We start from the raw sequence: 19,528 nt of genomic DNA, 5'->3' as shown, positions 1-19,528 counted from the left end.
TCAGTCACCCGAGCCGATCAGGCCGCCCCGCCGCCGCATCAGCAGCGCGGTGAAGGCCATGGAGAGGGCGAACAGGACGAGGGCCACGACGCAGGCCGCGCCGTAGTCGAAGCGGCCGAAGCCGAGGTTGTAGACGAGCTGCGGCAGGGTCAGCGTGGAGTCGTCCGGATAGCCCGGTTCGAAGGTCTGGCCCGAGCCGCCCATCACTCCGGAGGCGACCTTCGCCGCCACGATGGGCTGGGTGTAGTACTGCATCGCGCCGATGATCCCGGTGACGACGGCGAAGAGGACGATCGGCGAGATGTTCGGCAGGGTGACGTAGCGGAACCGCTGCCAGGCCGAGGCACCGTCCAGTTCCGCCGCCTCGTACTGCTCCTTCGGCACGTCGAGCAGGGCGGCCATGAAGATGACCATGAGGTCCCCGACGCCCCACACGGCGAGGACGGTCAGTGCGGGCTTGGCCCAGGCCGCGTCGTTGAACCAGGAGGGCGCGGGGATGCCGACGGCCTCCAGGAGCGAGTTGACCGGCCCCGTGCCCGGGTTGAGGAGGAAGACGAAGGCCAGCGTCGCGGCCACCGGCGGTGCGAGGTACGGCAGGTAGAACAGGGTGCGGAAGAACCCGGCGCCGGTCCTGATCTTCGTGACGAGCAGGCCGATGCCGAGGCCGAAGACGACCCGGCAGGCGACCATGACGACCGCGAGCCAGAGGGTGTTCTGCATGGCCGGCCAGAACTTCGGCAGGTCGGAGAAGACGTACGTCCAGTTGTCCAGGCCCCGCCAGGTCGGCGGGTTGAGCCCGTCGTACTTCATCAGCGAGAAGTAGACGGTCGAGACGAGCGGGTACGCGAAGAAGACGCTGAAGCCGATGAGCCAGGGCGACATGAACGCCGCGGTGCGAAGCGCGCTCCGGACGCGCTTCGACCGCAGCGCCGCCCGGCGCCCTTCGAGGGTGTCGGTGGACATGAGGTACCGGTCCCGGGTCCTACTTCGCCTGGGCGATGTCGCGGTCGATCTGGGCGGCCGTTTCCTCAAGGCCCTTCTTCAGGTCCTTGACCTGGCCCTTCTCGTACTTCTGGGCGAAGTCCTGGAAGGTGTCCTGGTACGTGGACCCGTTCACGGCGCCGTCGGAGGTCGAGGACTCCGGGTGCTGGGCGATCTGCAGGAAGACCTTGAAGTTGTCGTCGGCCTTCAGGTTCGGCGACTTCAGGGCGTCCAGGGTGGAGGGGACGTTGCCGATGCCGTTGGCGAAGTTCACCACGGCCTCGGTGTCCATCGTCATGTACTTGATCAGTTCCCAGGCGGCGTTCTGCTTCCTGCTCTGCGGAGCGATGCCGATGATCGTGCCGGAGAGGTAGCCCTTGCCGTACTCGGCGACCTCGTCGTCGGCGACGGGCAGCGGCGCGACGCCGACCTCGAAGCCGACCTTCGCCTCCTTGATGAAGTTCAGCCGCCACTCGCCGTCGAGCTGCATGGCGACCTGGCCGGTGTGGAAGGGGTGCTTGGCGCCCCACTCGTCACCGAACGTGGTCCGGTACCTGTCGAGCTTCGCGAACCCGCCCAGGCCGTCGACCAGCGACTTCTGGTACGTCAGCATCTCGGCGAAGCCCGGGTCCTTGGCGAGGTTGGACTTGCCGCCGCCGTCGAAGTACGTGTGGTCCCACTGCGACATGTAATGGGAGGGGACGGTCTCGTAGCCGAGGTAGTTCGGCATGAAGCCGAGCTGCTCGTAGGTGTCGCCCTTCTCCTTGGTCAGCTTCTTGGCGACCTCGGTGAACTCCGACCAGGTCTTCGGCGGGGCGGTGATGCCGGCCGCCCTGAAGGCGTCCTTGTTGTAGTAGAGCCCGTACGCGTCGGAGAGGAGCGGCAGGGAACAGCGCCTGCCCTCGAACTGGGTGTAGTCCTGGAGGACCTTCGAGAAGGTCCTGTCCAGGTCCACCTTGTCCTTCTCCAGGAAGGGCGCGAGGTCCGCGAAGGCGCCCGTGTGACAGAACTTGCCGACGTTGGACGTCGTGAAGGAAGCGGCCACGTCCGGACCGTTCGAACCGCCCGCGCGCAGCGCCTGGCTCAGCTTGTCGTCGTTGATGTTGCCGACGATCTTCACCTTGATGTTCGGGTGGGCCTTCTCGAAGCGGTCGACGTTGTCCTGGATCGCCTTCACCTCGGAGGGCGCCGACCAGCCGTGCCAGAAGGTGATCGTGGTCTCGGCGTTCGGGTCGTCACCCGCCTTGTTCTCGGTGGAACCGGTGCAGGCCGAGGCGAGGAGGGCGATCGAGGCGGTGGCGGCGAGCGCGACGGCGGCTCTGCGGGCGCGTACGGGCATGACGGAACTCCCTGTGGCGGAGGGCTCGACGGGGGAAGGGGGACGCGGGCGAAGCGGTGGTCGGCGCTCCCGGCTCGGCCGCCCGGAGCGCCGTGGGCTAGCGGGACGTGTCAAAGACCTCGTCGCGGGTGGTGGCCAGCGCGCTCTCCAGGGCTCCGCGCAGGACGGGGTGCTGCTCGACGCCTCCGAGGACGAGCCGCGGCCGGGAGGCGGCGAGTTCGGCCAGCTCGGCCTGGACGCGCTCGCGGAGGGGTTCCCCGCCGCTGACGATCGCCTCGCCGGACAGGACGACGACCTCGGGGTCCAGTACGGCGACGAGCGAGGCGAGACCGGTGGCGAGGCGCTCGGCGTACTGGTCGAGGAGCGCCGCGTACCGCGGGTCGTCGCCGTGGTGCGCGGCGGCGTGCGCGAGCAGCCGGGACGCGGCGGGTACGTGGGGGTGCTCGGGGGTCTCGATGCCCTCGGCCCGGGCGATCCGGGGCACGGCCTGCGCGCCGGCCAGCTCCTGGAAGCCGCCGGAGTTGGCCTTGGTGACCTGCCGTACGAGAGGGGTGCCGGGCACCGGCAGGAAGCCGACCTCGCCCGCGCCGCCGGTGAAGCCGCGGTGGAGCCGGCCGCCGAGGACGAGCGCGGCGCCGAGACCCTCCTCGTTCCAGAGCAGCACGAAGTCCTCGTGGCCCCGGGCGGCGCCGAGGCGCTGCTCGGCGACGGCCACCAGATTGACGTCGTTCTCGTACTCGAACGGCATCGGGAGCGCGGCCGCCAACTCCTCCAGGAGCGTGGGGGAGTGCCAGCCGGGCAGGTGGGAGGCGTACCGCAGCCGCCCGGTGGCCGGGTCGAACGCGCCGGGGGTGCCGATGACGAGCCGGTGCACCTCGGCCCGGGTGATCCCGGCGTCCTTGGCGGCGCCGTCGAGGGCGGTGGTGACCTGCCGTACGACGTCGTCGGCCGCGCGGCCCTGGGTGGGGAGCTCGAACGCGCCCACGACCTCGCCGCTGATGTCGGCGACGGCGGCGCGGATCAGCCGCGGGGTCACGTCGAGTCCGGCGGCGAAGGCGGCCCGGCCGTTGACCGCGTACAGCTGCGCGCTGGGGCCCGGACGGCCCGCGGTGGTCCCGGTGGCGACGACGAGCCCGGCCGCTTCGAGGCGGGAGAGCAGCTGCGAGGCGGTGGGCTTGGACAGGCCGGTGAGCTTGCCGATCCGGGTGCGGGAGAGGGCTCCGTGCTCCAGGAGGAGATCCAGGGCCGCACGGTCGTTCATGGCCCGCAGCACACGTGGGGTGCCGGGGGTACCCGGGGTCGTACCGGCCATGTCGGATCCACCCGCCCTTCTCACTGTTAGGAAAGTTTCCTATTGGGTGGGAGGACCGTAGGACGGCCGTCGCCGGGGCGTCAATACCCGCGCACGCACGACGCCCCCGAAGGCAACCAAAGCGTTACCTGCGGGGGCGTCGTTCATGCACGGTGCGTGTGCGCGTCGTGTCACACGGCGTGGCGGGAGTTCCTACTTGGCGAGGTCCGGCTTGGGCAGCGGGCTCGCCGCCATGCCCTGCGGGGACGTGGACGAGGCGAAGGCCGAGGGGGCCGCCATCCCGGCCGTGGGGTCCGCGGCGGTCTCCTCCGCCTGGGCCGGGACACCGCCGACGATCCTGATGCCGGCCGCGTCCAGCGCCCGCTTGATCCGCCACCGCATCTCGCGCTCGACGCCCAGGGCCTTGCCCGGCATCGTCTTCGCCGAGACCCGGACGGTCATGGAGTCGATGAGCACCTCGGTCAGACCGAGGATCTCCACTGGGCCCCACAGCCGCTCGTTCCAGGGCTCGTCCTTCGCCATGGACGCCGTGGCCTCGTCGATCACCGACTTCACGCGGTCCAGGTCCTCCGTCGGACGGACCGTCACGTCGACCGCCGAGGTCGCCCAACCCTGGCTGAGGTTGCCGATCCGCTTGATCTCGCCGTTGCGGACGTACCAGATCTCACCGTCGACACCGCGCAGCTTCGTCACGCGCAGCCCGACCTCTATGACCTCGCCCGAGGCCACGCCCGCGTCGACCGAGTCACCGACGCCGTACTGGTCCTCAAGGATCATGAAGACGCCGGAGAGGAAGTCGGTGACCAGGTTCCGGGCGCCGAAGCCGATCGCGACACCGGCGACACCGGCGGAGGCGAGCAGCGGCGCCAGATCGATCTGGAAGGCGCCGAGGATCATCAGCCCCGCCGTGCCCAGGATCACGAACGAGGCGACGGACCGCAGCACCGAGCCGATCGCCTCCGAGCGCTGCCGACGCCGCTCCGCGTTGACGAGCAGTCCGCCGAGCGCGGTGCCCTCCACGGCCTGCGCGGAGCGGTTCATCCGCTCTATCAGCTTCGTCAGGGCGCGGCGGATCGCCATCCGCAGCAGCAGGGCGACGACCAGGATGAGGAGGATCCGCAGACCGGTGTTCAGCCAGGTGGACCAGTTCTCCTCCACCCAGCCCGCGGCGTTCGTCGCCTTCTCCGCGGCCTCGTCGAGAGTGACGGGGACCTGCTGCGGATCGTCGGCGGCCGACAGGGCCGACAGGGCGGACCAGGACACGTAGAACCTCCAGGCGTGGCGTACGCAGACCATCCACACTAACGGGGCATCGGGTGTGCTCCTGTTGCCCTGTTCGAGGGAGAGACCGACCTCACGCGGGGATGTACCGGGAGACGATGCCGATGTGGTCGAGAACACTTCAAGCCCGTTACCGGTACGTGGTGGCGCTCCGACCAGGCATGAGGAGAGACTGAGAGCAGTTCGTCCCGGCGCGAGCCACGCGCCGCCGGCGTCATAGGAGGCATCCGTGCCGCATGTCCTGGTCCTCAACGCGTCGTACGAGCCCCTCGGCGTCGTACCGCTCCGCCGCGCGCTCGTCCTCGTCCTCGAGAACAAGGCACTCTGCCTCGAGGAGTCCGGCGCCTTCCTGCACAGCGAGACCCGCGTCATCCCCGCACCCAGTGTGGTCCGGCTGAAGCGGTTCGTGCGGGTCCCCTACCGGGGGCCCGTTCCTCTGACCCGCAGAGCCCTCTTCGCCCGTGACGGCGGGCGTTGCATGTACTGCGGTGGCGTCGCAACCAGCGTCGACCACGTCGTTCCGCGCAGCCGCGGGGGTACGCACGCCTGGGAGAACGTCGTGGCGGCCTGCCGCCGCTGCAACCACGTCAAAGCAGACCGGCACCTGCGCGAGCTGGGCTGGCGGCTGCGCCATCAACCCGCCCCGCCGAGCGGTCTGGCCTGGCGGATCATCGGGACCGGACACCGGGACCCGCGCTGGCTGCCCTACCTGCAGCCGTACGGCGCGGACGACGTGATGGCCCGGATCGACGCCGTCTCCACCGCCCCCACGGGGGCCGTGAAGACGGGTTGAGCCGGGCCTTCGTCGTACGGGGCGCGCCGGGAGGCGCGCCCCCTACCGGTCCGCCGGGGGCGCGCGCCTAGGGCGTGTTGCGAAAGTAGCGCCGTCCGCCCGAAGGGCGGGCCCCGCGGCGTCTGGTGCGTGCGATCGCAAGGCGGAGGGTCGTCCTCGTACCGGGTGTACTCGGACGATCCCGACAACGCAGCGAGCGTGCGTGCCAGGCGTCGCGGGGCAGGCGGGACTTTCGCAACACGCCCTAGCCGTCCGCGTCCGCGGGCGATCCGTCCGCGGGCCGCTCCGGCTGCGGCGGATTCTCGGGCAGGCCCGTCTCCTCGGGCTCCCCGGGCGTGACGGGCTCCTCCGGCGGGGCCACCGCGTAGGTCTCCACCGACCAGAGCGAGTAGCCGTACTGCGTCGCCCGCCGGTCGCCCTGCACGCGCAGGAAGCGGGTGTCCACGGCGTCCATGCGGACGCTCTCGCGGCCGCCCCGGCCCTCGGCGACCGTCGCCGCCGTGCGCCAGTTGCGGCCGTCCGCCGAGACCTGGATGCGGTACCGGGACGCGTACGCGTCCTGCCAGTGGAGGACCACCTGGCCTATCCGGGCCGGGCTCGCGAGCTCCAGCTGCCACCAGGCGCCGTCCTCCGCAGGGGAGGACCAGCGGGTGGCCGGGTCGCCGTCCAGGGCGAGGGCGGCGGGGAAGTCGGGGGTCTCGTCGCCGGACGACGACGCCGTCGCCGTACGCGCCAGGTCCGGGCCCGCCGTGCGCGGGAAGGCGCGGACCGTCAGGATCCGCTCCTCGCCGGCGAAGGACACCGCCACCTGGTACGAGCCCGCGGGCACGTCCGGCGCGACCGACACCTCCAGCGGGACCGACGCGCGCGTGCCGCGCGGCACCCGGGCCTCCTTGGGCAGCCGTACCGCGATCCCCTTCGGCGCCCGCGCCGTCAGCGCCCCGCGCACCTCGTCGGTGCTCCTGCCCACCAGCCGTACGTCCACCCGTCCCGCGGGGCCGCCGATCTCGGCGTCCAGCTCGCCGCGGGCCAGCACGAGCTCGGCGGGAGGCTCGTCCGCGAACCACGGCACCAGGGAGCGCACCCGCGGGTCGCTCCGTCCGTCCGCGCCGTCCCAGGCGATCCGCACCGCGTCCGCGCGCAGCCCCTTCACGTCCGTCTGCGTCCAGCCGGTCGGGGAGACCGGGCCCAGTGGACGCCAGCCCTCGCCGGGGACGTACGCCTCCACGCGCGCCGACTCGCCCGAGCCGGGCTCCGTCATCACCGTCACCGACTCCAGGGGCCGCGAGCGGTCCAGGCGCACCGTGTACGCGTCGCCGTCCCGTTCCGCGGTGCCACCGGGGTGACGGGCGCGGTCCGCGCCCGTCCAGGCGGCCGACTCCGTCACGGCCCGCGTGAGGAACGGATCGAGGACGCCCTTGCCGACGGTGACCTCGCTCCCCTTGAGCGCCTCGCGCAGCGACTCCAGCTGCAGCTGTGACTGCCAGGCCGCGGCGCCGTCGCCGCGGGCCTGGGCGAGGACCATGTCGACCGCCGTCTCGCCCGCGAGGCCGTAGCGGGACAGCTGCTCCAGCCAGGGGCCGACCTCGTCGTCCAGGGTGCCGTCGGCCGTGCCGACGAGCCGCCGGGGCGCCTCCCGCATCACGGTGAACGCCGCGCGCAGTTCGCGACCGGCCTTCTCCCGTACCGCCCCGTCCTGGGCCGTACGGCTGTTCCAGAACGCCGTCATCAGCGGCTTGAGGTACGCCGACTCGCCCGCCGGGTCGAGGATCGACGAGGCGCCGTTGCCGGCCAGCGCCCGCAGCGCCTCGCGGGCGGCCGGGTTCGGGCCCGCCAGTTCGTCGACGGCGGCCCGCCACGACTCCTGCGGCCGGTAACCGCGCGGGTTCCAGGCGTAGTCCGCGGCCGTGAAGAGCGGGATCCGGGAGACGGCGGCCTGCTCCATGGCGTTGGCGAGGAACGCGGCGGAGCCGGCCGCCACGGCCGGCTCGCGGCCCATCGCGGGCCCGAGGAAGAGCCGGTCCTGCGCGTAGTCGTTGACCGGGTAGTTGTCCATCGTGACCAGCGGGTGGCGCAGCGCGTCCCGGGCGCCCGCCAGGTCGCCACCGGTGATGCGGCGCGGGACGGCGCCGACGCCGGTCCAGGCGACCTGCACCCGGTCGTCCAGCGCCGCGGCGAGCGCGGTGCGGTAGGTGGTCGCGCCGTCCTGGTAGTACTCCGTCGGCATCAGCGTGAGCGGCTCCGAGCCCGGGTGGCGGGCGGCCAGATGACGGGCCACCTCGCTCGCCACGCGCGCCTGGGCGGTCGCCGCCGCCTCGGGCCCGCGCCCGAAGGTGTCCGCGTCCTTCGAGCAGTGCCACTCGCTGTAGCTGACGTCCTGGAACTGGAGCTGGAAGGAGCGCACTCCCAGCGCCCACATCGCGTCGATCTTGCGGGTGAGCGCCTTCACGTCGTCGTCCGAGGCGAGGCACATGGACTGGGCGGGCGCCACGGCCCAGGCGAGCGTCACATGATTGGCGCGGGCCCGCTCGGCGAGCGCGCGGAACTGGGCGCGCTGCCCGGCGGGGTAGGGGTCGCGCCACTGGGTCTGGCGGTACGGGTCGTCACCGGGCGCGTAGAGGTACCGGTTCTGCTTGGTGCGGCCCAGGAAGTCGATCTGGGCGAGGCGCTGTTCACCGCTCCAGGGGCGGCCGTAGAAGCCCTCCGTCAGGCCGCGCACGGCGGTTCCGGGCCAGTCGCGGACGACGACGCCGGGGATCTGCCGCTCGCCCTCCGCCGCGCCGTCGACCAGCTGACGCAGAGTCTGGACGGCGTGGAACAGGCCGTCCTCGCCGACCCCGTCCAGGGCGACGGTGTCCCGGCCCTGGAACCGGCCCGTCGCGAGCCGGTAGCCGCCGCGCGGCAGATCGGCCCGTTCGGCGACGCGCAGCGCCCGCAGAGCCTCCTGGGAGACGGCGGAGCCCACCCGGATCACGGTCCCGCCGCCCGGCAGGGACGTGTGGACGGTCCGTACCCCCGCCGCCCGCAGCACCTCGTGGAGCGCGGCGACGGCGTACGGGTCGGCGTCGGCGTCCGCGAGCAGCGTCACCTCGCCGCCCAGCGGCACGGCGGGCCCGGCGGCCCGCAGCGACTGCGGGCGGGGCCACACCTCGGGCCCGGCCGGGCTCTGCGGGACGTCGGGGGTGGTGACGGGGGAGACCGGGGCGGCCTGGGCGGAGCCGGTGAGTCCGCTGCCGAGGAGCCCGCCGATCACCGCGGCGGCCACGGCCGTCGCGGTCCGCTTCCTGCGTCGGAGGTGCACGGGGCCCCTCTCTCCTGTCGGTGACGCCGCCTCTGGGTCACGAGTGGGTCACGAGCCCACCACCCGTCCGCCGGGGGTGTCAATGCGCGTGGCCGAAGTGTCGCGTTTGCCCGGGGGCCGTCCGGCGAGGTGGCGGCGGATCGCCATGTCGCGCCGGTAAAACGGGGTGCGGTGGGTAGGGCTACGTCGTTCCACCTGTCGAGAAGAAACCGGGAGACCCCCCGTGACCACGACCGCCCCCCACGCCCCCGAGATATCCGAGCTGCTGAAACAGGGCCCGCTCACCAGCGAGCCGCCCCTCGCCCACGCCGCCCCCCTCACCAGCGAGCCGCCGCTCACCTCCGCGGCCCCTCTGACCAGCGAGCCGCCGCTCACCTCGGTGGCCCCCCTCACCAGCGAGCCGCCGCTGACCGTGGCGGCGCCGCTCACCAGCGAACCCACCGCCCCCGGCCTCGCGGGCGGCACGGAGTCCCCCGGAGTGTGACCGCGGGGCCGGCCGCCACCGCCGTCCCAGACCTCTGGAGTGTGAAGTGACCCTGGCCCGCCTCGCCGCCCTCCACGGCGTCGCCACCTCGTACGAGCCCTCCGCGGGCGTCACCGTGCAGGTGCCCGACACCACCGTCGTGACCGTGCTCGCCGCCCTCGACGTGGACGCCGGCACCCCGGAGGCGGTCGCCGCCGCCCTCGAAGCGGCGCTGCGGGCCGAGCGGGAACGGCTGCTCCCGGCCACGCTGGTGCTCTGGCGGGACGCCCCTGTCCGGCCGCCCGAGGACCTTCCGCCCGGCACCCGACTGCGCGTCACGACCGAGTCGGGCGAGGTCGTCGAAGGCGAGCGCTGGGAGGACCTGCCGCTCGGCGTCCACCGGGTCGAGGCCCGGGACCCCGGGGGGCGCGGCGGCGCCAGCACGCTGATCGTCGCCCCGGCGCGCGTGCCCCGGCACGAAGGGCGCGTCTACGGGCTGCTGGCCCAGCTGTACTCGGTGCTCTCCGCCCACTCCTGGGGCATGGGCGACCTCGGCGACCTGCGCGAACTGGCCACCTGGGCGGGCCGGTCGCACGGCGCCGGCTTCGTGCAGGTCAACCCGCTGCACGCGGCCGTGCCGGGCGCGCCCACCGACCCCTCCCCGTACCGCCCCTCCTCCCGCCGCTTCCCCGACCCCGTCCATCTGCGGATCGAGGACATCCCCGAGTACGGCCTCGTGGACCCGCGCCACCGCGACGCGCTCGACGCGGTCCTCGGGGACGCCGCCGAGCTGCGCGAACGCGTTCTGCGCAAGGGCGCGTTGATCGACCGGGACGCGGTGTGGGAGGTCAAGCGGCGCGCCCTGGAACTCGTACGGACCGTGGAACTCGGCCCGGGCAGACGCGCCGAGTACCACGACTTCCTCGCCGAACGGGGCCGTGCCCTGGAGGACCACGCCACCTACTGCGCGCTCGCCGAACGGCACGGACACCACTGGCGGTCCTGGCCCGCCGAGCTGCGCGACCCGCGCTCGGCCGCCGCGGCCGTCCGCGCCGACGACGAGCTGACCGACCGGGTCGACTTCCACTGCCGGCTGGCCTGGCTGACGGACCGCCAGCTGGCCGCCGCGAGCGAGGCCGCACGGGACGCGGGAATGCCGGTCGGGATCGTCCACGACCTCGCGGTCGGCGTCCATCCCGACGGCTCCGACGCCTGGGCGGCCCAGGACGCCTTCGCCGCCGGGATGTCGGTCGGCGCCCCGCCCGACGCCTTCAACTCCCGCGGCCAGGACTGGGGTCTGCCGCCCTGGCGCCCCGACGCCCTCGCCGCCTCCGGCTACGCCCCGTACCGGGGTCTGCTGAGGGAGCTGCTGCGGCACGCGGGCGCGCTGCGCATCGACCATGTGATGGGCCTGTTCCGGCTCTGGTGGGTCCCCGAGGGCCGCGAGCCCACCGAGGGTACGTACGTCCGTCACGACTCCGAGGCGATGCTCGCGGTCCTCGCCCTGGAGGCGCACCGGGCCGGTGCGGTCGTCATCGGCGAGGACCTCGGCACGGTCGAGCCGGGAGTGCGCGAACAGCTCGCGCGGCGCGGGGTGCTCGGCACGTCCGTGCTCTGGTTCGAACGGGACTGGTCGGGCACGGGCCGGCCGCTGGCCCCGGAGGAGTGGCGCGCCGACTGCGTGGCCACCGCCACCACGCACGACCTCCCCTCCACGGCCGCGCGGCTCTCCGGCGACCACGTCGCCCTGCGCCACCGGCTCGGGCTGCTCACCGGCGACCTGGGGCGCGAGCGCGCCCGGGACACGGCCGAGGTCGGCGAGTGGCTGACGTACCTGGAGCGGCTCGGGCTGCTTCCGGAGGGCCCGGGCGACGAGGAGGCCGAGGTGCGGGCCGTCCACCGGTTCCTGCTGCGCACGCCGGCCACGATGGTCGGGGTGTGGCTGCCGGACACGGTCGGGGACCGGCGGCCCCAGAACCTGCCCGGGACCTGGGACCAGTACCCGAACTGGCGGCTGCCCGTGGCGGGCCCCGAGGGTCAGCCGCTCACCCTGGAGGAGCTGGCCGCCTCGCCCCGGCTGCACCGGCTGCTCGCGGTCTTCGGACCGGCGGGGGACGTCCGTACGGCACCCCCGGGCGCGCGGCCGGTTTAGGTGTTCGCTACGTTTGCACCGTGGACAAGAAGAACGCCCTGCGCGCCGGTGCTGTCGCGGCCGGTACGACGCTGATGATGCTGCTCATGTCGTCCCCCGCGCTCGCGCTCACCCGCGACGACGGTGACGACCCGGCCCCCAAGCTGAGTGTCGTCGAGACCCTCGGTCTGTTCGTGGCCGCGCCGATCGTGCTGTTCCTCGTGATCGCCGGTCTGGTGATGGTGCTCGACAAGTCCGACCGGCCCAAGAAGGCCTAGGGGCCCAGGGCTCCGTAGCTTCCGAGGGCGCCCCGCCGGTACACGTGTACCGGCGCGGCGCCCTCGTGTGCGTACACACGGGCGCCGCCGGGCGCCCGCCCTCGCGCGCTCGGCCGGCCTTCAGGCGACCGTGGTCGCGAGGAGCTTGCGCAGCAGGCCCGCCAGCTGTTCCGCCTCCTCGGGCGTGAGTGCTGCCTCCAGGGCCTCCCGCTGCTGTGCGAGCCCGGCGCCCACGGCCTGGTCCACCAACTCGCGCCCGTGCTCGCTGAGCGTCACCCGCAGCCCGCGCCGGTCGTTCGGGTCGGGGCTGCGGCTGAGCAGTCCGGCCTTCTCCAGCTTGTCCAGACGGCCCGTCATCCCGCCTGTGGTGATCATCAGCGTGGCGGTGAGCTCGCGCGGCGACAGGGTGTAGGGCTCACCCGAGCGGCGCAGTGTCGCCAGGACGTCGAACTCGCCGAGCGACATGCCGCCGTAGGGGGAGTACGCCTTGTCGACCCGGCCGCGCATACCGGCGGCCAGCCGGTAGATCCGCCCGAAGACGGCCATGGGGAGCGTGTCCAGGTCGGGGCGGACCGCCGCCCACTGGTCGGCGATCGCGTCGACGGCGTCGTGCGCGGAGGGTTCGGTGCTGCTGTCCATGGCGGCAGTCTCCTCATCGATCGACTCGACGGCAAGTAAGTGACTGCGAAGCAAGATGCTCACCAGAAAGCCTCTTGCTAATAAGTAGCTTATGACTAAGCTACTTATTAGCAAGCCGCTCGGACCCACTCCGAAACCAAGGGGGGACCTGTCATGTCCCGCAAGGCCGCCGTCGTCGCCCTGACCGCGCTCGCCCCGATCTCCTGGGGCTCCACCTACTTCGTCACCACCGAGTTCCTGCCGCCCGACCGGCCGCTCTTCACCGGTCTGATGCGCGCGCTGCCCGCCGGACTGCTGCTGCTGGCCGTCACCCGCAAGCTGCCGCAGGGTGCCTGGTGGTGGAAGGCCGCGGTCCTGGGAGGCCTCAACATCGGCGCCTTCTTCCCGCTGCTCTTCCTTGCCGCGTACCGGCTCCCCGGCGGCGTCGCGGCCGTCGTCGGCTCGGTCGGTCCGCTCTTCGTGGTCGGCCTGGCCGCGCTGCTCCTCGGTGACCGGCCCACCGCGCGCTCTCTGCTCACCGCCGTCGCAGCCGCCTTCGGGGTCAGCCTCGTCGTTCTGAAGGCGGGCGCGGCGCTCGATCCGGTCGGGGTGGTCGCCGGGCTGCTGTCGGCGCTGTCCATGTCGGCCGGTGTCGTGCTCACCAAGCGCTGGGGGAGGCCGGAAGGGGTGGGGGCGCTGGCGCTCACGGGCTGGCAGCTCACCGCCGGCGGCCTGATCATCCTTCCGATCGCCGCCCTGGTGGAAGGCGCCCCGCCCGCCCTGGACTCCGCCGGCCTCCTCGGTTACGCCTACCTCGCCTTCGGGAACACCGCGATCTCCTACTTCCTCTGGTTCCGCGGGATCGAGCGGCTGAGCGCCTCCTCGGTCACCCTGCTCGGTCCGCTGTCGCCGATCACCGCGGCCGTCGTCGGCTGGGCGGCGCTCGGGCAGGCGCTCGGCCCCGTCCAGCTCGTCGGCATGGCGATCGCCTTCGGCGCCACCCTGGTCGGCCAGCTCAACCCCCGTGCCCCCAAATCGTTCAGTTCGGCTGAACGGAATGGTCAGGAACTTTCGATGGACCTGGATATTTCTGCGGTGCGACGGTAGAGCCTCACCGACCGAGAGGATCACCGTGGCACTCCTGGCCCGCGTCCGCCCCGCCCAGCCCACCGCCGCCCCGCGCGTCCTCGCGCGGGGCGCGGGCGTGGGGCTGCTCCTCGCGCTCCTCGCCACGGTCGTCTGGTCCGGCAGCTTCGTGGCGACCCGGGACATGGCCGACTCCGTCCCGCCCGTGCAGGCGGTCTTCTGGCGCTGGGTCATCGCCCTCCTCGCCGTCGCCCCGCTCGCGGCCCGCCAGGCATGGCGTCAACGGCACCTGATCCGCCGGCACTTCGGCTACGTCGCGCTCGCCTCGCTCTTCGGCGTCGCCCTCTACAACACCCTCGTGCACCAGGCCGGACTCACCACCTCCGCCTCCAACATGGGCATGATCATGGCCGCGTCCCCGGTGATCATGGCGCTCCTCTCCCGGCTCGGAGGCGAACGCCTCGGCGCCCGCCGCACCGCCGGGATGCTCGTCGCGGCGCTCGGTGTCCTGCTCCTCGTCGGCAAGGGCTCCCTCGCCGCCGACCTCACCACGGGCGACCTGTGGATGTTCGGCGCCGCCCTGTCCTTCGCCTCCTACAGCGCCCTGCTCAGGCGCAAGCCCGCCGAGATCGGCGCCCTGGCCTTCCTCTTCACGACCTTCGTGCTCGGCGCCCTGATGCTGCTCCCGGCGTACGGCGTCAGCCTCGTCGTCCAGGGCGGCTTCGAGCCCGGGCCCGGCACGCTCGGCCCACTGCTCTACGTCGGCGTGTTCTCCTCCGCCGTCGCCTTCTTCGCCTGGAACAAGGCGATCACCCTGATCGGCGCGGCCCGCGCCGGAGTCGTCTACTACCTCCAGCCGGTCTGCGTGGCCCTGCTCTCGTACGCCCTGCTCGGCGAGGATCTCGGCCTCCTGGGAGCGGCCTGCATGGCCCTGATCCTGGGCGGGGTGGCCCTGGCCGGTGCGCGCCCCCGCGGGTGAGCGGTCCGGCCATGACCCCCGGTAGGTTGCGCCCCATGACCGAGTGGGACATCAAGAAGCTCCAGATCCTCCGCACCCTCCGCGACCGCGGCACCGTCACCGCCACGGCGGAGGCGCTGCTCATGACTCCCTCGGCCGTCTCCCAGCAGCTCACCAACCTCGCCAAGCAGCTCGGCGTCCCGCTCCTGGAGGCGCACGGGCGCCGGGTACGGCTCACCGACGCCGCGCATCTCGTGCTCCGCCACGCCGAGGCCGTCTTCGCCCAGCTGGAGCGCGCCGACGCCGAACTCGACGGCTATCTGCGCGGCGAGGCGGGGCAGGTGCGGGTGGCCGCTTTCTCCACGGCCGTCCCCGCGCTCGTCGTCCCCGCCGTGCAGCACCTCAGGACCGCCCACCCCGGCCTCGACGTCCGCGTCCGCGAGGCCGAGGCGGCGGAGGCGTACGAACTGCTCACCGCCGGCGACGTCGACCTGGCGCTCTCCCTCGCCGCCCACGCCCCCTCCGCGCGCGACCCCAAGTACAGCCGCGTCCCGCTCCTCGCCGACCCGCTCGACGTCGCCCTGCCCGCCGGGCATCCGCTCGCCGACGCGCCCGGGCTGCGGCTCGCCGACCTCTCCGCCGAGCCCTGGATCTTCGGCGGCTCCGGCCCCTGGTCCGAGATCACCACCGCCGCCTGCGAAGCCGCCGGGTTCGTGCCCGAGCAGGCCCACAGCGCCGCCGGGTGGACCGCCATCCTCGCCATGGTCGAGGCCGGGATGGGTGTCGCGCTGGTGCCGCGGATGGCCTCCGCCGAGCGCCGCGGCGAGCGGGGGATCGTCATGCGGGTCCTCTCCGCCGACCAGCCGCGCCGCCATGTCGTCGCCGCGGTACGGCGCGGGGCCGAGGAGGGGGCCGCCGTGGCCCGGGTGCTCACCGCGCTCCGGCAGGCGGCCGTCCAGCGCGAGACCGTCCAGTAGCGCCACCGCGTCGATTGTTCAGTACAGCTGAACGTACCTGTCGAAAACATTCGATGGACCGGGCCGCAGCCCAGGCCGCACAGTCGTTCCATGAGCCTCGACGAGAACGCCGTGACCGCCGATCCGCACGCCAACGACGCCGCCCCGTACTCCGGCGGCGACCCGTACGCCGACTACCGCACCGGTGACTTCTCCTTCACCGAGCTGGTCGACCTGGCCGACCGTCGCCTCGGCGCCGGTGTCGTCGCCGCCAACGACGAGTTCTTCGCCGAGCGCGAGAACCTCCTCGTCCGCGAGCGGGCCGTGTTCGACCCGGAGCACTTCGGCCACAAGGGCAAGATCATGGACGGCTGGGAGACCCGCCGCCGCCGCGGCGCCGACGCCGAGAACGTCTTCCCCGCCCCCGAGGACCACGACTGGGCGATCGTCCGCCTCGGCGCTCCCGGCGTGATCCGCGGCATCGTCGTCGACACCGCGCACTTCCGGGGCAACTACCCGCAGCGCGTCTCGATCCAGGCCACCGCCGTCGAAGGCTCTCCCAGCCCCGAGCAGCTGCTCGCCGACGACGTGAAGTGGGAGGAGCTCGTCCCGCCCACCCCCGTCCGCGGCCACGCCGCCAACGGCTTCGAGATCGACGTCGAGCGCCGCTTCACCCACGTACGGGTCTGCCAGCACCCCGACGGCGGCATCGCGCGCCTGCGCGTCCACGGCGAGGTCGTGCCGGACCCCGAGTGGCTGGAGCTGCTCGGCACCCTCGACCTGATCGCCGTGCTCAACGGCGGGGTGTACGAGGACGCGTCGGACAAGTTCTACTCCTCGCCGACGCAGATCATCCTGCCGGGCACCTCCCGCAAGATGGACGACGGCTGGGAGAACCGCCGCCGCCGGGTCCGCGGCACCAACGACTGGGTGCGCTTCCGGCTCGCCGCGCAGGGAGCGGTACGCGCCGTCGAGATCGACACCGCGTACCTCAAGGGCAACTCGGCCGGCTGGATCGCGCTCCAGGGCCGCAACGGCGAGAACGGCGAGTGGTTCGAGATCATCCCGCGGACCCGTCTGCAGCCCGACACCCTGCACCGCTTCAAGCTCCCCGCCCAGGCCGTGGTCACCCACGTCCGCCTCGACGCCTTCCCCGACGGGGGCGTCGCCCGGATGCGCCTGCACGGCGCGCTCACGGAGCAGGGCGCGGCCGATCTGCGTGCCCGCTACGCCGCGCTCGGCGGCTGACGAGCCTCCGCCCGGCGGGCGGCCGCGCGCCGCCGCCCGCCCGCCGAGCGGACCCAAACGGACGAAGGGGCACCTCCGTGGGGGAGGGTGCCCCTTCGTCTTCTCAGCCGCCAGCCGCCAGCCGCCAGCCGCCAGCCGCCAGCCGTCAGCCGTCAGCCGTCAGCCGGCACCGCCGTGCGTGCGCCGCCTACGCGGCGGCCGCGTCGGCCGCCTGCGCCTTCAGCGCGCGCTCCACGCCCGCGCGGCACTCCGTCACCAGACGACGCAGCGCCGGCGCCGGGTCGTTGGCCTCGATCCAGGCGTCCGTCGCGTCCAGCGTCTCCTGCGAGACCTGGACCGCCGGGTAGAGACCGACCACGATCTGCTGGATCATCTCGTGGCTGCGGGTCTCCGAGACGCCCTTGATCGAGGCGAAGTACTTCTCCGTGTACGGGGCGAGCAGCTCACGCTGGTCGGTCTGCACGAAGCCGCCGATCACCGCCTCCTGCACGGCGTTCGCCAGCTTGTCGGACTCGACGACCGACGCCCAGGCCTCCGCCTTCGCCGCCTCGGTCGGGCGGGCCGCCCGCGCGGTCGCCGCGTGCCGCTCGCCCGCCGCCGTGCGGTCCCGCTCCAGCTCGGCCGCGATCTCCGGCTCGTCGAAGACGCCGGTCGCCGCGAGCCGCTGCACGAACGCCCAGCGCAGCTCGGTGTCGACCGCGAGGCCCTCGATCGTCTCGCCGCCCTCCAGAAGCGCCGCGAGGAGGTCCAGCTGCTGCGGCGTGCGGGCCGTCGCGGCGAAGGCGCGCGCCCACGCCAGCTGGTGGTCGCTCGCCGGGTCCGCCGCGCGCAGGTGCGCCAGCGTCGCGTCCGTCCACCGGGCCAGCCCCGCGTCGCGCCACTCCGGTGCCGCGTACAGCTCCAGGGCCGCCTTCACCTGGCCCTGGAGGGACTGCACCACACCGATGTCGCTCTCCTTGGCGATGCCGGAGAGGACCAGGTCCAGATAGGCGCGTGCCGGCAGCTCGCCGTCGCGCGTCATGTCCCAGGCCGACGCCCAGCACAGCGCCCGCGGCAGCGACTCGGCGAAGTCGCCGAGGTGCGCGGTCACGTTCTGCAGCGACACCTCGTCCAGGCGCACCTTGGCGTACGACAGGTCGTCGTCGTTGAGCAGGACGACCGCCGGACGCGGCTTGCCCGCGAGCTGCGGTACGGAGGTCAGCTCCGCCGCCTCGATGTCCAGCTCCAGGCGCTCGGAGCGGACCAGCTTGCCCGCCGCGTCCAGGTCGTAGAAGCCGATCGCGATCCGGTGCGGACGCAGCGTCGACTCGCCCTTGGCGCCCGCGGGCAGGGCCGGAGCCTCCTGCCGGACGGCGAACGAGGTGATGACGCCGCTCTCGTCGGTCTCGATCTCCGGGCGGAGGATGTTGATGCCGGCCGTCTCCAGCCACAGCTTCGACCAGACCTTCAGGTCACGCCCTGAGGTCTCCTCCAGCGCGCCCAGCAGGTCGGTCAGACGCGTGTTGCCGAAGGCGTGTGCCTTGAAGTACGCCTGCACGCCCTTGAAGAACTCGTCCTGGCCGACGTACGCCACCAGCTGCTTGAGGACCGAGGCGCCCTTGGCGTAGGTGATGCCGTCGAAGTTGACCAGCACGTCCTCGAGATCATTGATCTCGGCCATGATCGGGTGCGTGGACGGCAGCTGGTCCTGGCGGTACGCCCAGGTCTTCTCCGCGTTCGCGAACGTCGTCCAGGCGTTCGGCCAGCGGGTGCCCTCCACGGACGCCTGGCAGGCCACCGAGGTGAAGGTCGCGAACGACTCGTTCAGCCACAGGTCGTTCCACCACTCCATGGTGACCAGGTCGCCGAACCACATGTGCGCCAGCTCGTGCAGGATCGTCTCGGCCCGGCGCTCGTACGCCGCGTCCGTCACCTTCGAGCGGAAGACGTACTGGTCGCGGATGGTCACCGCGCCCGCGTTCTCCATCGCGCCGGCGTTGAACTCCGGCACGAAGAGCTGGTCGTACTTGGCGAAGGGGTAGTCGTACGCGAACTTCTCCTGGAACCAGTCGAAGCCCTGGCGCGTGACGTCGAAGATGTGGTCCGCGTCGAGGAACTCGGCCAGCGAGGGACGGCAGTAGATGCCGAGCGGAACGGTCTGGCCGTCCTTCTCGTACGAGGAGTGCACCGAGTGGTACGGGCCGACGATCAGCGCGGTGATGTACGTCGAGATCCGCGGGGTGGGCTCGAAGACCCACACGTCGTCCTTCGGCTCCGGCGTCGGCGAGTTGGAGATCACCGACCAGCCGGCCGGCGCCTTCACGGTGAACTGGAAGGTCGCCTTCAGGTCCGGCTGCTCGAAGGAGGCGAAGACGCGCCGGGCGTCCGGCACCTCGAACTGGGTGTACAGGTAGGCCTGCTCGTCGACCGGGTCGACGAACCGGTGCAGACCCTCGCCCGTGTTGGTGTACGCGCAGTCCGCGACGACCTTGAGTTCGTTGCGGCCCTGGAGCAGATGGGCCAGGGCGATCCGCGAGTCCCGGAAGACGGCGGCGACGTCCAGCGCGTGGCCGTTGAGGACGACCTCGTGCACGGCGGGGGCGACGAGGTCGATGAAGGTCTCCGCGCCGGCCTCGGCGGAATCGAAGCGGACGGTGGTGACGGACCGGTAGGTGCCGCCCTCCTGCGCACCGGAGAGGTCGAGGTCGACCTCGTACGCGTCCACGGTCAGCAGCTTCGCCCGCTGCTGCGCCTCTTCACGGGTCAGGTTTGTGCCAGGCACCCGGTCAACTCCTCGGTTTCGT

Annotated in this window: 15 protein-coding genes; 8 read left to right on the top strand and 7 right to left on the bottom strand. The window is 72.7% G+C overall.

The genetic code is table 11. The features are described 5' to 3' along the window. The 4 genes from ACZ3IJ_RS29030 to ACZ3IJ_RS29015 form a co-directional block, all read right to left on the bottom strand. Entirely contained in the window at positions 1–963 is a 963-nt protein-coding gene (locus ACZ3IJ_RS29030) for a carbohydrate ABC transporter permease (RefSeq protein WP_467472868.1), read from the bottom strand. A 19-nt stretch (positions 964–982) separates the two neighbouring features. Next, positions 983–2,320, bottom strand: coding sequence for an ABC transporter substrate-binding protein (locus ACZ3IJ_RS29025; RefSeq protein WP_467472867.1), 1,338 nt, complete (start codon positions 2,318–2,320; stop codon positions 983–985). Between the two features lie 97 nt (positions 2,321–2,417). Next, the gene (locus ACZ3IJ_RS29020; RefSeq protein ID WP_467472865.1) at positions 2,418–3,632 is read right to left on the bottom strand and encodes an ROK family transcriptional regulator; all 1,215 of its coding nucleotides are present in this window, start codon (positions 3,630–3,632) and stop codon (positions 2,418–2,420) included. 192 nt (positions 3,633–3,824) lie between these two features. After that, positions 3,825–4,895, bottom strand: a complete 1,071-nt coding sequence (locus tag ACZ3IJ_RS29015) for a mechanosensitive ion channel family protein (RefSeq protein ID WP_467472864.1) — start codon at positions 4,893–4,895, stop codon at positions 3,825–3,827. Between the two features lie 247 nt (positions 4,896–5,142). On the opposite strand from ACZ3IJ_RS29015, the gene ACZ3IJ_RS29010 reads away from it, so the two are divergent. Continuing rightward, the gene (locus ACZ3IJ_RS29010; protein ID WP_391797300.1) at positions 5,143–5,706 is read left to right on the top strand and encodes an HNH endonuclease; all 564 of its coding nucleotides are present in this window, start codon (positions 5,143–5,145) and stop codon (positions 5,704–5,706) included. A gap of 244 nt (positions 5,707–5,950) precedes the next feature. Here ACZ3IJ_RS29010 and ACZ3IJ_RS29005 read toward each other — a convergent pair whose 3' ends face one another. Then, positions 5,951–9,007 carry a beta-N-acetylglucosaminidase domain-containing protein gene (locus ACZ3IJ_RS29005; RefSeq protein WP_467472862.1) on the bottom strand — a complete coding sequence of 1,019 codons (3,057 nt, stop codon included), beginning with the start codon at positions 9,005–9,007 and terminating at the stop codon, positions 5,951–5,953. A 223-nt stretch (positions 9,008–9,230) separates the two neighbouring features. On the opposite strand from ACZ3IJ_RS29005, the gene ACZ3IJ_RS29000 reads away from it, so the two are divergent. Genes ACZ3IJ_RS29000 through ACZ3IJ_RS28990 form a run of 3 tightly spaced genes read left to right on the top strand, consistent with a single transcriptional unit; the run spans position 9,231 to position 11,879 of the window. After that, complete coding sequence (locus ACZ3IJ_RS29000; protein ID WP_467472860.1) at positions 9,231–9,491, top strand: hypothetical protein; 261 nt, start codon at positions 9,231–9,233, stop codon at positions 9,489–9,491. Between the two features lie 46 nt (positions 9,492–9,537). Further along, the gene (gene malQ / locus ACZ3IJ_RS28995) at positions 9,538–11,622 is read left to right on the top strand and encodes a 4-alpha-glucanotransferase (RefSeq protein ID WP_467472858.1); all 2,085 of its coding nucleotides are present in this window, start codon (positions 9,538–9,540) and stop codon (positions 11,620–11,622) included. Between the two features lie 20 nt (positions 11,623–11,642). Continuing rightward, entirely contained in the window at positions 11,643–11,879 is a 237-nt protein-coding gene (locus ACZ3IJ_RS28990; RefSeq protein WP_260226244.1) for a hypothetical protein, read from the top strand. A gap of 120 nt (positions 11,880–11,999) precedes the next feature. On the opposite strand, the gene ACZ3IJ_RS28985 is transcribed toward ACZ3IJ_RS28990, so the two are convergent. Then, the gene (locus ACZ3IJ_RS28985) at positions 12,000–12,518 is read right to left on the bottom strand and encodes a MarR family winged helix-turn-helix transcriptional regulator (protein WP_467472857.1); all 519 of its coding nucleotides are present in this window, start codon (positions 12,516–12,518) and stop codon (positions 12,000–12,002) included. Positions 12,519–12,671: 153 nt separating this feature from the next. Here ACZ3IJ_RS28985 and ACZ3IJ_RS28980 point away from each other — a divergent pair, with 153 nt between their 5' ends. From ACZ3IJ_RS28980 to alc, 4 genes are all read left to right on the top strand, one after another. Further along, positions 12,672–13,604, top strand: a complete 933-nt coding sequence (locus ACZ3IJ_RS28980) for an EamA family transporter (protein ID WP_467472855.1) — start codon at positions 12,672–12,674, stop codon at positions 13,602–13,604. Positions 13,605–13,629: 25 nt separating this feature from the next. Further along, the gene (locus tag ACZ3IJ_RS28975; protein WP_467472853.1) at positions 13,630–14,562 is read left to right on the top strand and encodes a DMT family transporter; all 933 of its coding nucleotides are present in this window, start codon (positions 13,630–13,632) and stop codon (positions 14,560–14,562) included. A gap of 35 nt (positions 14,563–14,597) precedes the next feature. Continuing rightward, positions 14,598–15,518, top strand: a complete 921-nt coding sequence (locus ACZ3IJ_RS28970; RefSeq protein WP_467472851.1) for a LysR family transcriptional regulator — start codon at positions 14,598–14,600, stop codon at positions 15,516–15,518. 90 nt (positions 15,519–15,608) lie between these two features. Further along, on the top strand, positions 15,609–16,745 hold the full coding sequence (gene alc / locus ACZ3IJ_RS28965; RefSeq protein ID WP_467472849.1) for an allantoicase: 1,137 nt from the start codon (positions 15,609–15,611) through the stop codon (positions 16,743–16,745). A 187-nt stretch (positions 16,746–16,932) separates the two neighbouring features. On the opposite strand, the gene pepN is transcribed toward alc, so the two are convergent. After that, positions 16,933–19,506, bottom strand: a complete 2,574-nt coding sequence (gene pepN, locus ACZ3IJ_RS28960; protein ID WP_467472846.1) for an aminopeptidase N — start codon at positions 19,504–19,506, stop codon at positions 16,933–16,935. Positions 19,507–19,528 lie beyond the last annotated feature (22 nt).

It is taken from the genome of Streptomyces sp. NPDC013317 (assembly GCF_055563155.1).
Note: the sequence above shows the minus strand (reverse complement) of the source record. Positions and strands in the feature narration are given on the sequence as shown.